Raw genomic sequence first — 12,575 nt, 5'->3', positions numbered from 1 at the left:
CTGCTCAGCGGCCCGTACGGGATCGTGAGCGCCATTGAAGGACGAGACCTAAAATGAGTGCTTCGATAACCGCCGGCGAAAGCCGCGACAACGGCCTGCAGGCCATCTGGAACCGTCTGCGCGCCAACCCGAAAATTCCGTTGCTGGTCGCCGCTTCCGCCGCGATCGCGATCGTCGTCGCGCTGCTGTTGTGGGTGAAAAGCCCCGACTACCGCGTGCTGTACAGCAATCTGAACGACCGCGACGGCGGCGCCATCGTCACCCAACTGACGCAGATGAACATCCCTTACCGCTTTGCCGAGAATGGCGCGGCGCTGCTGATCCCGGCGGAAAAGGTGCATGAAACCCGTCTGCGTCTGGCGCAGCAAGGGCTGCCGAAAGGCGGCGCCGTCGGCTTCGAACTGCTGGACCAGGAAAAATTCGGCATCAGCCAGTTCAGCGAGCAGATTAACTATCAGCGCGCCCTCGAGGGCGAGCTGTCGCGCACCATCGAATCGCTGGGGCCGGTGCAAAACGCCCGCGTTCACCTGGCGCTGCCTAAACCTTCGCTGTTCGTGCGCGAACAGAAATCCCCTTCCGCCTCGGTAACGCTCACCCTGCAACCCGGCCGTGCGCTGGACGACGGCCAGATCAACGCCATCGTTTATATGGTGTCGAGCAGCGTCGCCGGCCTGCCGCCGGGCAACGTAACCGTGGTCGATCAGGCCGGCCGCCTGCTGACCCAGTCCGACGGCACCGGGCGCGATCTCAACGCTTCGCAGCTGAAATACGCCAACGAAGTGGAAAACGGCTTCCAGCGCCGCATCGAAGCGATCCTCGCTCCGGTGGTCGGCAGCGCCAACGTGCGTGCGCAGGTCACAGCGCAGATCGACTTCGCCACGCGCGAGCAAACCGATGAACAATACCAGCCGAACCAGCAGCCGGACAAAGCCGCTATCCGCTCCCAGCAAACCAGCCTGAGCGAACAGATCGGCGGGCCGCAGGTGGGTGGCGTGCCAGGCGCGCTGTCCAACCAACCGAGCGCGCCGGCCACCGCGCCGATTGAAACCGCCAAGCCCGCGGCAGGCAACAATGCCAACGCCACCGCGCAAAACGCCGCAACCACCCGCAGCGCGGCGGCCAGCGGCGTGCCGCAAAATACCCGACGCGACGCGACCACCAACTACGAGCTCGATCGCACCATCCGCCATACCCAGCACAAAGCCGGCACCGTGCAGCGTCTGTCGGTCGCCGTGGTGGTCAACTACCTGGGCACCGGTAAAGACGGCAAACCGCAGCCGATGGGCAAAGAGCAGTTGGCGCAGATCGAAGCGCTGGTGCGTGAAGCGATGGGCTACTCCAGCAGCCGTGGCGATACCCTGAACGTGGTCAATACGCCGTTTACCGACACTCAGGTGACCGGTGGCGAACTGCCGTTCTGGCAAAGCCAGTCGTTTATCGATCGCCTGATCGACGCGGGCCGCTATCTGCTGGTGCTGCTGGTGGCCTGGCTGCTGTGGCGCAAACTGGTGCGGCCGCAGCTGCAACAGCGCCAGGCTGCGCAACAGGCCGCCATCGCCGCCGCCAACGCCCCTGCCGCCAAAGCGGTCGACAGCAACAAACCGAGCAACGAGGAGCTGGCGCAGCGTCGCAAATCGCAGCAGCGCGTCAGCGCAGAAGTCCAGAGCCAGCGGATCCGCGATCTGGCTGACAAAGACCCGCGCGTGGTCGCTCTGGTAATCCGCCAATGGATGAGTAACGAGATATGAGCCTGACCGGAACCGACAAAAGCGCCATCTTGCTGATGACGCTGGGTGAAGATCGCGCGGCGGAGGTGTTCAAACACCTCTCCTCGCGCGAAGTACAGCTGCTGAGCGGCACCATGGCCGGCATGAGCCAGGTTTCACACAAACAGCTCGGCGAAATACTGACCGAGTTTGAAGACGACGCCGAGCAATACGCGGCGCTGAGCGTCAACGCCAGCGACTACCTGCGCTCGGTGCTGGTCAAGGCGCTGGGCGAAGAGCGCGCCGCCAGCCTGCTGGAAGACATTCTCGAATCGCGCGAGACCACCACCGGCATGGAAACGCTCAACTTTATGGAGCCGCAGAGCGCCGCCGATCTGATCCGCGACGAACACCCGCAGATCATCGCCACTATTTTGGTGCACCTCAAACGCGGCCAGGCGGCGGACATCCTGGCCCTGTTCGACGAGCGCCTGCGCAACGACGTGATGCTGCGTATCGCCACCTTCGGCGGCGTGCAGCCGGCGGCGTTGGCAGAGCTGACCGAAGTGCTGAACAACCTGCTCGACGGCCAGAACCTCAAGCGCAGCAAAATGGGCGGGGTGCGCACCGCCGCCGAGATCATCAACCTGATGAAAACCCAGCAGGAAGAAGCGGTCATCGACGCGATGCGCGAATACGACGGCGAGCTGGCGCAGAAGATCATCGACGAGATGTTCCTGTTCGAAAACCTGGTGGAAGTCGACGATCGCAGCATCCAGCGCCTGCTGCAGGAAGTGGAAGGCGAGTCGCTGCTGATCGCGTTGAAAGGCGCCGAACAGCCGCTGCGCGAGAAGTTCCTCAAGAACATGTCGCAACGCGCCGCCGACATCCTGCGCGACGATCTGGCCAACCGTGGGCCGGTGCGCATGTCGCAGGTGGAGAACGAGCAGAAAGCCATCCTGTTGGTGGTAAGACGCCTGGCGGAAACCGGCGAAATGATCATCGGCGGCGGCGAGGACACCTATGTCTGATCGCATTAACACCCTGCCCTGGCAGCCCTGGTCGCTCAACGATTTGGGCGAACAGAAACCGGCGTTCGAACTGCCGCCGCTGCCGGATCTCGAACAAAGCGATCCGTCGCCGGACGCGCAGGCCGAATTGCAGCAGCAGTTGGCGACGCTGCGGCTGCAGGCCGAGCAACAGGGCCAGCAGTTGGGCTATGCCGACGGCCAGCAAAAAGGCTATGAAGCCGGTTTTCAGTCCGGTCTGGAAGAAGGCCGTCAGCAAGGGCTGTTGGAAGCGCAGCAGCAGCAACAGCCGCTGACCGCCCACTGGCAGCAGTTGGTTACTGAATTCCAGCACACGCTGGACGCGCTCGACAGCGTGATCGCTTCGCGGCTGATGCAACTGGCATTGACCGCCGCCAAACAGGTGCTGGGCCAGCCGCCGGTGTGCGACGGCACCGCCCTGCTCGCGCAGATCCAACAGCTGATTCAACAGGAGCCGATGTTCAACGGCAAGCCGCAGCTGCGGGTCCACCCGGACGACTATCCACGCGTCGAGCAGCAGTTGGGGGTTACCCTCAGCCTGCACGGCTGGCGCCTGTTGGCGGACGGCAAACTGCATCCGGGCGGCTGCAAGGTCAGCGCCGAGGAAGGCGATCTTGACGCCAGCCTGGCGACGCGCTGGCATGAACTGTGCCGCCTGGCGGCACCGGGAGAAGTCTGATGACCGCGCGTCTCGGCCGCTGGCTGAGTTCTCTGGATACGCTGGAAAAACGCATCGCCCGCGCGCCGACGGTGCGCCGCTACGGTCGCCTGACCCGCGCCACCGGGTTGGTGCTGGAGGCTACCGGCCTGCAGCTGCCGCTCGGGGCGACCTGCCTCATCGAACGGCACGACGCCGGTGAGGTGCAGGAAGTGGAAAGCGAAGTGGTCGGCTTCAACGGCCAACGGCTGTTCCTGATGCCGCTGGAAGAAGTCGAAGGCATCGTGCCGGGCGCGCGGGTTTACGCCCGCATCGCGCCGGAAGGCCAAAGCGCCGGCAAACAGCTGCCGCTCGGCCCGGCGCTGCTGGGGCGCGTGCTGGACGGCAGCGCCAAACCGCTCGACGGCCTGCCTTCGCCGGAAACCGGTTACCGCGCGCCGCTGATCACCGCGCCGTTCAACCCCTTGCAGCGCACGCCGATCGAGCAGGTGCTGGACGTGGGGGTGCGCACCATCAACGGTCTGCTGACCGTCGGTCGCGGCCAGCGCATGGGCCTGTTCGCCGGCTCCGGCGTCGGCAAGAGCGTGTTGCTCGGCATGATGGCCCGTTATACCCAGGCGGATGTGATCGTCGTTGGCCTGATCGGCGAGCGCGGCCGCGAGGTCAAAGACTTTATCGAGAACATTCTCGGCGCCGAAGGCCGGGCGCGCTCGGTGGTGATCGCTGCGCCGGCGGACGTGTCGCCGCTGCTACGCATGCAGGGGGCGGCCTACGCCACCCGCATCGCCGAAGATTTCCGCGATCGCGGGCAGCACGTGTTGCTGATCATGGACTCCCTTACCCGCTACGCCATGGCGCAGCGTGAGATCGCCCTGGCCATCGGCGAACCGCCGGCGACCAAAGGCTATCCGCCCTCGGTCTTCGCCAAGCTGCCTGCGCTGGTGGAACGCGCGGGCAACGGCATCAGCGGCGGCGGCTCCATCACCGCCTTCTACACCGTGTTGACCGAAGGGGACGATCAGCAAGATCCGATCGCCGACTCGGCGCGCGCCATCCTCGACGGCCACGTGGTGCTGTCGCGGCGGCTGGCGGAGGCCGGCCACTACCCGGCGATCGACATCGAAGCGTCAATCAGCCGCGCCATGACATCGCTGATCGACGAAGAGCATTACCGCCGGGTACGCACCTTCAAGCAGATGCTGGCCAGCTATCAGCGCAACCGCGATCTGATCAGCGTCGGCGCCTACGCGGCGGGCAGCGATCCGTTGCTGGACAAAGCGATGACGCTGTACCCGCAGATGGAAGCGTACCTGCAACAGGGCATCTTTGAACGCAGCGGCTACGATGAAGCCTGTCAACAGCTGCAGCAGTTGATTGTTTAACGTCACCAGAGGCGCACAGCGATGAAATCACAATCCCCCCTGATTACCCTGCGCGATCTGGCGCAGGATGCGGTGGAACAGGCCGCGCAACAGCTTGGCCAGGTGCGGCAGGCGCAGCAGGCGGCGGAGCAACAGCTGTCGATGCTGCTCAACTATCAGGACGAATATCGCCAGAAGCTGAATCATACGCTTTGCGACGGCATGGACAGCTCTCGCTGGCAAAACTACCAGCAGTTTATCGGCACGCTGGAACAGGCCATCGACCAGCACCGCCAGCAGCTGCTGCAGTGGGGGCAGAAAGTGGATCATGCGGTGAAGCAATGGCAAGACAAACAACAGCGGCTGAATGCTTTCGAGACTCTGCATACCCGCGCCATAAATGCGGAGCAGCAGCAGGAGAATAAACGGGATCAAAAACTGATGGATGAGTTCGCTCAACGCAGTGCACAAAGGAATATCAACCCATGAATCTGAACGCCCTGCCCGGCCTGGCCTTACCCGGCGATGCCGGCGGTCTGGCCGAACTGACGTCGGCGCTGGATGAGAGCCAGCTGTCATCCGCTTTCGCCCAACTGCTCGGCGCACGTTTTGCGCCCGCCGCCGACGGCAAACAGCCGCCGGTCGCGCTGAGCGCGGACGATGAACGCGCCCCGGCCCTGAGCCGCAATCAGCTCAATCAACTGCTGGCCACCTTCGGCGAGCGCGGCGGCCTGCTGCCGGGTCTGGCAACCCCAGCCGACGCGCTTTCACCTGAAGGCGCCGAGAGCGAGACGCTCGTGGCCGGCGATAAACCGGCGCAGCCGCCGATCGCCGCCGCCAAAGAGCTGGATGCCGCGACGCTGCAGGCGCTGTATGCCATGCTGCCGGCCGCGATCGTCGCCCAGCCTCAGCCAGCCGATGGCCAACGGCCGCTGCCGGTGGAAAACGCTGACGATGCGGCCGCGCTGCAGACCGGCAATGGCCTGCTGAACATTGCGGCGGCCGGTGATAACACCGCCGCGCGTTCATCGGCATCCCCTGCTCCGACAGGAACAGGCACGAAAACGCCTGCAGCCGATGGCGATAATGCCACGGCGGCGCTCCCGCAATCGACCAGCGGCGAGCGCGCAAGTGCCGCACAGCCGCTGCCGGCGGGCGATACCCAGCAGCAGCCGACGCTCAATCACGCCGTCGCCCTGGCCGCCGCCAGCCCAACGCAAACGGCCGCCCCGGCCGGCTCACTGGTGACGGCGCCGCCTACGCCGCAGTTAAACGCGCAGTTGGGTAGCCCGGAATGGCAGCAGGCGTTGAACCAACAGGTGCTGATGTTCCATCGCAACGGCCAGCAAAGCGCCGAGCTGCGTCTGCATCCGCAGGAGCTGGGCGCCTTGCAGATCACGTTGAAACTGGACGATCAGCAGGCGCAACTGCACATCGCCTCCGCTCACGGCCAGGTGCGCGCGGCGGTGGAAGCGGCGATGCCGCAGCTGCGCCACGCGCTGGCGGAGAGCGGCATCAACCTGGGGCAGAGCAGCGTGGGCGGCGAGTCCACGCCACAATGGCAACAGGCGCAGCAGCAGGCCTCCAACAGCCAGGGGCGTTCCAGCTATGCGGAACACCCTGGCGATGAGGCTGCGGCCGCCGATGGCGTCAGCGCGCCGATGGCGCTGCAGCGCATGGCCAGCGCGGTCAACGGCGTCGATATTTTCGCCTGAGCCGCCGCAAACGCCCAAGCTGGCACCCATTTGCGCGTCTATTCAGGCTATTGCACGCCGCGATAGACGCGATAATACCTTTACATGTCATGCGTGCGGCTTTGCCGCGCGCCATGCCCGCCGCCTCGCCGGCCGCGGGTGGAACAACAGGAATTAGATTTGGCTATGTCTCAGAACACCCTTCCGGCAGCACCGAAACGCTCCCTTCTGGTCATCCTGCTGGTGTTGATCAGCGTCGTCGCCTGTGGCGCCGCGGGCTACAGCTGGTGGCTGCTGCAACAGCATAAAAACGGCGCCGAACCGGCCGCCGCCAAACAGCAACCGCCGGCCGCGCCGGTGTTCATGCCGCTCGACACCTTTACCGTCAACCTGGTGACGCCGGACAACAACCCGGATCGCGTGCTGTACATCGGCCTCACGCTGCGTCTGCCGGACGAAAGTACCCGCCGTCAGCTGAACGATTTTCTGCCAGAAGTGCGCAGCCGCTTGCTGATGCTGCTCTCCCGCCAGGAAGCGAGCCAGTTGGCCAATGAACAAGGGAAGCAACAGCTGGTGGCGCAGATTAAGGACGTGCTCAGCCCGCCGCTGGTTAAGGGACAACCGAAGCAGGTGGTCAGCGACGTGCTGTTCACCGCCTTCATACTGCGGTAATCACTATGGGCGATAGCATTCTTTCACAGGCAGAGATCGACGCCTTGCTCAACGGCGACAGCGCGGGTGATGAACCCGAGGCGGTGGTCGGCAAAGAGAGCGAGGTCAAGCCTTACGATCCGAACACCCAGCGCCGCGTGGTGCGCGAGCGTCTGCACGCGCTGGAAATCATCAACGAACGTTTTGCCCGGCAGTTCCGCATGGGGTTGTTCAACCTGCTGCGCCGCAGCCCGGACATTACCGTCGGCCCGATCAAAATCCAGCCGTATCACGAGTTCGCCCGCAACCTGCCGGTGCCGACCAACCTGAACCTGGTGCATCTGAATCCGCTGCGCGGCACTGCCCTGTTCGTGTTCGCGCCGAGTCTGGTGTTCATCGCCGTCGACAACCTGTTCGGCGGCGACGGCCGCTTCCCGACTAAGGTCGAAGGCCGCGAATTCACTCCGACCGAACAGCGGGTGATCAAACGCATGCTGCGCCTGGCGTTGGACGCCTATGGCGACGCCTGGAGCGCCATCTACAAAATCGACGTGGAATACGTGCGCGCCGAAATGCAGGTGAAGTTCACCAACATCACCACCTCGCCGAACGACATCGTGGTCACCACGCCGTTCCAGGTGGAGATCGGCGCGCTGACCGGCGAGTTCAACATCTGCATTCCGTTCGCGATGATCGAACCGCTGCGCGAGCTGTTGACCAACCCGCCGCTGGAAAACTCGCGGCAGGAAGACAGCCACTGGCGCGAAACCCTGGTGAAGCAGGTGCAGCATTCCGAACTGGAACTGATCGCCAACTTCGTCGATATCCCGATGCGGCTGTCGAAAGTCCTGAAGCTGCAACCGGGCGATGTATTACCGATAGACAAGCCGGAACGCCTGATCGCCCATGTGGACGGCGTACCGGTTCTGACCAGCCAATACGGCACGTTGAACGGGCAATACGCCCTGCGTGTTGAACATTTGATTAACCCTATTTTGAATGCTCTGAGTGAGGAACAGCCCAATGAGTGATCCTAAGCAACCGTCTGGCGAAGGAAAGGAATCCGTAGACGATCTGTGGGCTGATGCGTTTAACGAGCAGCAGTCTTCAGAGAAATCCGGCGCGAGCACCGAAGGGGTGTTCAAGTCGCTGGAAGCTCAGGATGCGCTCGGCAGCCTGCAGGATATCGACCTGATCCTGGATATTCCGGTCAAGCTGACCGTGGAACTGGGGCGCACCAAGATGACCATCAAAGAGCTGCTGCGCCTGTCGCAAGGCTCGGTGGTGGCGCTGGACGGCCTGGCCGGCGAACCGCTGGATATCCTGATCAACGGTTACCTGATCGCGCAAGGTGAAGTGGTGGTGGTGGCCGACAAGTTCGGCGTGCGCATCACCGACATCATCACCCCCTCCGAACGCATGCGTCGACTGAGCCGCTGATGACCGCCGCGGCACCCGTTACCGTCCAAAGCACCCACCCCCCCGCCGCGCCGGCCTTGCCGGCCGGTTCGGTGTTGATGCAGGTCAGCAGCGCGCTCGGCGGCATTCTGCTGCTGATCCTGCTGGCCGGTTGGCTGTTCCGTCGGCTGGGTTTCGCCCCGCAGGCGCGCAACAACAAACTGCTCAACCTGCGCGCCAGTTGCCAGGTCGGGCAGCGTGAACGCGTGGTGGTGGTGGAAGTCGACGACACCTTGCTGGTATTGGGCGTCACCGCCCAGCAGATCACCCCGCTGCACACCCTGCCCGCCCCGCCGAAAGACGAGGGCGCGGCCGACGCGGCGACACCGGCGGACTTCCGTCAACTGATGCAAAAAGTTATGAAACGCCCGGAAAAATCGGCATGACCTCGACTCTTCATACCCTCGTCCGCCGCCCGGCGGTTTGGCTCCCCGCCGCCCTGCTGCTGATCAGCCCGGCGGCTTTTGCACAACTGCCGGGGCTGATCAGCCAACCGCTGGCCAATGGCGGCCAAAGCTGGTCGCTGCCGGTGCAGACGCTGGTGCTGTTGACTTCACTGACCTTCCTGCCGGCCATGCTGCTGATGATGACCAGCTTCACCCGCATCATCATCGTGCTCGGCCTGCTGCGCAACGCGCTGGGCACGCCTTCGGCGCCGCCGAACCAGGTGATGCTGGGGCTGGCGCTGTTCCTGACCTTCTTCATCATGTCGCCGGTGTTCGACAAGGTTTATCAGGACGCCTATCTGCCGTTCAGCCAGGACAAGATCGGGCTGGAGGTCGCACTGGATAAAGGCGCGCAGCCGCTGCGCGAATTCATGCTGCGGCAAACGCGCGAAACCGACCTGGCGCTGTACGCCAGACTGGCCAATCAGCCGCCGCTGGCCGGCCCGGAAGCGGTGCCGATGCGCATACTGCTGCCCGCCTACGTCACCAGTGAACTGAAAACCGCCTTCCAGATCGGCTTTACGGTGTTTATTCCGTTCTTGATCATCGACCTGGTGGTCGCCAGCGTGCTGATGGCGCTGGGGATGATGATGGTGCCGCCGGCCACTATCTCGCTGCCGTTCAAGCTGATGCTGTTCGTGCTGGTCGATGGCTGGCAGCTGCTGCTCGGCTCGCTGGCGCAGAGTTTCTATTCGTAACCCCTGACCGGAGAACGCGAGATGACACCTGAATCGGTTATGGCGCTCGGCACCGAGGCGATGAAAGTCGCGCTGGCGCTGGCCGCCCCGCTGCTGCTGGCGGCGCTGATCAGCGGTCTGGTCGTCAGCCTGCTGCAGGCCGCCACCCAGATCAACGAAATGACGCTGTCGTTCATCCCTAAAATTCTGGCGGTGGTGGCCACCATCATCATCGCCGGCCCCTGGATGTTGAACCTGCTGCTGGACTACATGCGCACCCTGTTCAGCAACCTGCCAACCCTGATCGGCTGACCGTGCTCGCCTTCGACAGCGCCCAACTCACCGTTTGGCTCAGCCACTATTTTTGGCCGCTACTGCGCATTCTGGCGCTGATCGGCACCGCGCCGATATTCAGCGAAAAGCAGATCAGCAAAAAGGTCAAAATCGGCCTTGGCGGGCTGATCGTCATCCTGATCGCGCCGACGCTGCCCGCCAGCAATATCCCGATCTTCTCCGCCGCCGGCCTGTGGCTGGCGATCCAACAGATTCTGATCGGCGTGGCGCTGGGATTGACCATGCAGTTCGCCTTCGCGGCGGTGCGCCTGGCGGGCGAAGTGATCGGCATGCAGATGGGCCTGTCGTTCGCCACCTTCTTCGATCCCAGCGGCGGCCCGAACATGCCGGTGCTGGCGCGCCTGCTCAACCTGCTGGCGATGCTGCTGTTCCTCAGCTTTGACGGCCATCTGTGGCTGATTTCGCTGCTGGCGGACAGTTTCCACACCCTGCCTGTCCAAACGCAGCCGCTGAACGGCAACGGCTTCCTGGTGCTGACTCAGGTCGGCTCGCTGATCTTCATCAACGGCATGATGCTGGCGCTGCCGCTGATCTGCCTGCTGCTGACGCTCAACATGGCGCTCGGCCTGCTCAACCGCATGACGCCGCAGCTGTCGGTCTTCGTGATCGGCTTCCCGGTCACCATGACCTTCGGCATCATGACGCTGGGCATGATGATGCCGATGCTGGCGCCGTTCTGCGAACACCTGTTCGGCGAAGTGTTCGATCGATTGGCGGCGGTGATCGGCGGCATGACCTTCTGAATCCGGCGGCCCCTTCCTTCCCCCTCTTCCGCCTAAGACAAAATGGCAATAAAAACGCTTTCTTGGGACAAAAGCCTGAGAAACGGCTTTTATCCGGATTAAGGTTCAAATGTCTCCGGCGGCTTGAATAAATAAAACCCCGACCTAGAATAGACCCGGCAACAGAAATATCGCTTGTACCACGCTAGCCATCAGCGGCGATAAAAACGTTGACTCCCAAGTGAAAATAAAAAATAACGCAGTCACGCAGAGTTAAATGCGCGACAGATAACTTACACCCTGAATAAATGCGTCCGGCGCCCGCCGGCTGCAGGGCGCAGCATCGACCTTTGCTAACCACAGGAGCGAATTCATGATTAAAGCGAAAAGCAACCGAAAAGCACGCCGGTTATTTGGTTTGACCCACTGGAAAAGCAACAAGTTTAGAGTTTCGTTTACCGAGACGGCCGACGGCGGAAAATGGAAAGTGGAGAAGAAAAAGAAATAGCAGCGCTATTTATCGTCAGGGAAATAATATCTATCGCGATTTTTCCGCCACTGATTTCAATAATGCCGTTACGCATTAAACAGGGGTGACAATCTTATTATTACTTTCCTGATGAAAAAAAGGCGCGTCACTCAGTCAGTAGTGGGAGAACGAGTGACGCGCCAAACGAGTGCGCCCGGTTTCAAGAAGCCTCCCTCCCCGCGGGGCGGAGAAGGCGTTTTCTAAGCGCACTAAAGGGAAACCCGTCGCGGTCAGGCAACGGGGTATTGCTCTTAACGATTCATCTGGAACAGCGACATGCCCTGCATATCGCTGAAGGTTTTATACGACGCCTGCAGCGCCGCCTGCTGCATGAAATAAGACGAGATAGACTCGGCCAGGTCGGCATCCGTCAACGCGCTCATCTGGATCTGGTTGGTCATGTCACGCTCTTTACCGATGCTGTCCAGCTGATCCATCTCCTGCAGCTGGCTGCCCAGCTCGGCGCGCACGCTCAGCACGTTGTTGTAGGAGTTGTCCAGGCCGCGGTTGGCTTTCGCCAGCGCATCGTTCACCTGCTGCTTGGTGGCCTCGTCGGCGCCCTGCAGCGGGGTTTTCAGCGCGTTCAGCGCGATATCGATGCTCTCGAATACGTTGCTGACCGGCGCGCTGCCGTCCGGCTCGGGCTTAGGGTTGCTGGTCAACGACATGAACACCGCGTTGCCGGTATGGCCGATGGTCATGGTGCGGTTGGCGTCCACTTTCTGCTGAACCGTCTTGTCGCCGCCCTGATAGCTGACGGTGCCGCCGTTATCGACGAACGGCGCCTTGTCGTTCACATACCCGCCGAACATATAGCGGCCGTTGCCGTCGGTGCTGTTGGCCTGATTCAGCAGCTGATCTTTCAGCCCCTGCAGCTGGGTGGCCAGCGACTGGCGATCGTTATCGCTTTCGGTGCCGCCAGCGTTGACGATCAGCGCCTTCATGTCCGCGATGGTGGAGGTCGCGCCGGCCAATACCGTTTCTTCCATCGACACGTTCTGACGAGCGAAGGTGCGCGCCAGCGTGTACTGGCTGTTTTCCGCCTGCGATTGCGACAACATCACCGCGCGCGACGCCGCCAGCGGATCGTCGGACGGGTTGATCACCCGCTTGCCCGAAGAAAGCTGCTCGGCCGCCTTCATGAACAGCGACTGGTTGCCCGTGATGCCGTTCATGTTCTGTTGGTACATCATGCTGGTGCTCATGCGCATGCTGTGGGTTCCTTACTCTGAGCGACCGGCGCCGTTATCGGCGCCGATTAACAATGAAA

At 62.6% G+C, this 12,575-nt stretch carries 15 protein-coding genes; 14 read left to right on the top strand and 1 reads right to left on the bottom strand.

Translation table 11 applies throughout. The features are described 5' to 3' along the window. Nucleotides 1–53 precede the first annotated feature (53 nt). From fliF to sra, 14 genes are all read left to right on the top strand, one after another. On the top strand, nucleotides 54–1,748 hold the full coding sequence (gene fliF, locus CRO23_RS09415) for a flagellar basal-body MS-ring/collar protein FliF (protein WP_048794699.1): 1,695 nt from the start codon (nucleotides 54–56) through the stop codon (nucleotides 1,746–1,748). Then, a complete protein-coding gene (gene fliG / locus CRO23_RS09410; RefSeq protein ID WP_004934775.1) occupies nucleotides 1,745–2,737 on the top strand; it encodes a flagellar motor switch protein FliG in 993 nt (330 codons plus the stop codon). The genes fliF and fliG overlap by 4 nt, the downstream gene beginning before the upstream one ends. Further along, the gene (fliH, locus tag CRO23_RS09405) at nucleotides 2,730–3,434 is read left to right on the top strand and encodes a flagellar assembly protein FliH (protein ID WP_097101834.1); all 705 of its coding nucleotides are present in this window, start codon (nucleotides 2,730–2,732) and stop codon (nucleotides 3,432–3,434) included. Before fliG ends, fliH begins: the two co-directional genes overlap by 8 nt. Continuing rightward, nucleotides 3,434–4,795 carry a flagellar protein export ATPase FliI gene (gene fliI / locus CRO23_RS09400; protein ID WP_004934781.1) on the top strand — a complete coding sequence of 454 codons (1,362 nt, stop codon included), beginning with the start codon at nucleotides 3,434–3,436 and terminating at the stop codon, nucleotides 4,793–4,795. The genes fliH and fliI overlap by 1 nt, the downstream gene beginning before the upstream one ends. Nucleotides 4,796–4,816: 21 nt before the next feature. Then, nucleotides 4,817–5,263 carry a flagellar export protein FliJ gene (fliJ, locus tag CRO23_RS09395; RefSeq protein ID WP_016927309.1) on the top strand — a complete coding sequence of 149 codons (447 nt, stop codon included), beginning with the start codon at nucleotides 4,817–4,819 and terminating at the stop codon, nucleotides 5,261–5,263. After that, nucleotides 5,260–6,489, top strand: a complete 1,230-nt coding sequence (locus CRO23_RS09390; RefSeq protein ID WP_016927308.1) for a flagellar hook-length control protein FliK — start codon at nucleotides 5,260–5,262, stop codon at nucleotides 6,487–6,489. Before fliJ ends, CRO23_RS09390 begins: the two co-directional genes overlap by 4 nt. A gap of 165 nt (nucleotides 6,490–6,654) precedes the next feature. After that, nucleotides 6,655–7,140 (top strand): flagellar basal body-associated protein FliL, encoded by a 486-nt coding sequence (gene fliL, locus CRO23_RS09385; RefSeq protein ID WP_016927307.1) that lies wholly within the window; start codon nucleotides 6,655–6,657, stop codon nucleotides 7,138–7,140. Nucleotides 7,141–7,145: 5 nt separating this feature from the next. Next, a complete protein-coding gene (gene fliM / locus CRO23_RS09380) occupies nucleotides 7,146–8,150 on the top strand; it encodes a flagellar motor switch protein FliM (RefSeq protein WP_004934798.1) in 1,005 nt (334 codons plus the stop codon). Further along, nucleotides 8,143–8,559 carry a flagellar motor switch protein FliN gene (fliN, locus tag CRO23_RS09375; RefSeq protein ID WP_004934799.1) on the top strand — a complete coding sequence of 139 codons (417 nt, stop codon included), beginning with the start codon at nucleotides 8,143–8,145 and terminating at the stop codon, nucleotides 8,557–8,559. The genes fliM and fliN overlap by 8 nt, the downstream gene beginning before the upstream one ends. Next, nucleotides 8,559–8,963, top strand: a complete 405-nt coding sequence (gene fliO, locus CRO23_RS09370) for a flagellar biosynthetic protein FliO (protein WP_097101832.1) — start codon at nucleotides 8,559–8,561, stop codon at nucleotides 8,961–8,963. The genes fliN and fliO overlap by 1 nt, the downstream gene beginning before the upstream one ends. Continuing rightward, on the top strand, nucleotides 8,960–9,721 hold the full coding sequence (gene fliP / locus CRO23_RS09365) for a flagellar type III secretion system pore protein FliP (RefSeq protein ID WP_004934802.1): 762 nt from the start codon (nucleotides 8,960–8,962) through the stop codon (nucleotides 9,719–9,721). The genes fliO and fliP overlap by 4 nt, the downstream gene beginning before the upstream one ends. A gap of 21 nt (nucleotides 9,722–9,742) precedes the next feature. Continuing rightward, nucleotides 9,743–10,012, top strand: coding sequence for a flagellar biosynthesis protein FliQ (gene fliQ, locus CRO23_RS09360; RefSeq protein ID WP_004934803.1), 270 nt, complete (start codon nucleotides 9,743–9,745; stop codon nucleotides 10,010–10,012). A gap of 2 nt (nucleotides 10,013–10,014) precedes the next feature. Next, nucleotides 10,015–10,797, top strand: coding sequence for a flagellar biosynthetic protein FliR (fliR, locus tag CRO23_RS09355; RefSeq protein WP_033640028.1), 783 nt, complete (start codon nucleotides 10,015–10,017; stop codon nucleotides 10,795–10,797). A 352-nt stretch (nucleotides 10,798–11,149) separates the two neighbouring features. Next, a complete protein-coding gene (sra, locus tag CRO23_RS25055; RefSeq protein ID WP_087763075.1) occupies nucleotides 11,150–11,284 on the top strand; it encodes a stationary-phase-induced ribosome-associated protein in 135 nt (44 codons plus the stop codon). A gap of 272 nt (nucleotides 11,285–11,556) precedes the next feature. On the opposite strand, the gene flgL is transcribed toward sra, so the two are convergent. Next, the gene (gene flgL / locus CRO23_RS09345; RefSeq protein ID WP_016927302.1) at nucleotides 11,557–12,516 is read right to left on the bottom strand and encodes a flagellar hook-associated protein FlgL; all 960 of its coding nucleotides are present in this window, start codon (nucleotides 12,514–12,516) and stop codon (nucleotides 11,557–11,559) included. Between the last annotated feature and the right edge of the window lie 59 nt (nucleotides 12,517–12,575).

Origin of the sequence: Serratia sp. JKS296, from assembly GCF_900215445.1 — a bacterium.
GTDB classification, from domain to species: Bacteria; Pseudomonadota; Gammaproteobacteria; order Enterobacterales; family Enterobacteriaceae; genus Serratia; species Serratia marcescens.
Note: the sequence above shows the minus strand (reverse complement) of the source record. Positions and strands in the feature narration are given on the sequence as shown.

Excerpts from the sequence above, each read along its gene's own strand:
- fliI (WP_004934781.1), top strand. The coding sequence starts at position 3,434 with ATGACCGCGCGTCTCGGCCGCTGGCTGAGTTCTCTGGATACGCTGGAA.
- sra (WP_087763075.1), top strand. The coding sequence starts at position 11,150 with ATGATTAAAGCGAAAAGCAACCGAAAAGCACGCCGGTTATTTGGTTTG.
- fliQ (WP_004934803.1), top strand. The coding sequence starts at position 9,743 with ATGACACCTGAATCGGTTATGGCGCTCGGCACCGAGGCGATGAAAGTC.
- fliL (WP_016927307.1), top strand. The coding sequence starts at position 6,655 with ATGTCTCAGAACACCCTTCCGGCAGCACCGAAACGCTCCCTTCTGGTC.
- fliJ (WP_016927309.1), top strand. The coding sequence starts at position 4,817 with ATGAAATCACAATCCCCCCTGATTACCCTGCGCGATCTGGCGCAGGAT.
- CRO23_RS09390 (WP_016927308.1), top strand. The coding sequence starts at position 5,260 with ATGAATCTGAACGCCCTGCCCGGCCTGGCCTTACCCGGCGATGCCGGC.
- fliO (WP_097101832.1), top strand. The coding sequence starts at position 8,559 with ATGACCGCCGCGGCACCCGTTACCGTCCAAAGCACCCACCCCCCCGCC.
- fliM (WP_004934798.1), top strand. The coding sequence starts at position 7,146 with ATGGGCGATAGCATTCTTTCACAGGCAGAGATCGACGCCTTGCTCAAC.
- fliG (WP_004934775.1), top strand. The coding sequence starts at position 1,745 with ATGAGCCTGACCGGAACCGACAAAAGCGCCATCTTGCTGATGACGCTG.
- fliN (WP_004934799.1), top strand. The coding sequence starts at position 8,143 with ATGAGTGATCCTAAGCAACCGTCTGGCGAAGGAAAGGAATCCGTAGAC.
- flgL (WP_016927302.1), bottom strand. The coding sequence starts at position 12,516 with ATGCGCATGAGCACCAGCATGATGTACCAACAGAACATGAACGGCATC.
- fliF (WP_048794699.1), top strand. The coding sequence starts at position 54 with ATGAGTGCTTCGATAACCGCCGGCGAAAGCCGCGACAACGGCCTGCAG.
- fliP (WP_004934802.1), top strand. The coding sequence starts at position 8,960 with ATGACCTCGACTCTTCATACCCTCGTCCGCCGCCCGGCGGTTTGGCTC.
- fliH (WP_097101834.1), top strand. The coding sequence starts at position 2,730 with ATGTCTGATCGCATTAACACCCTGCCCTGGCAGCCCTGGTCGCTCAAC.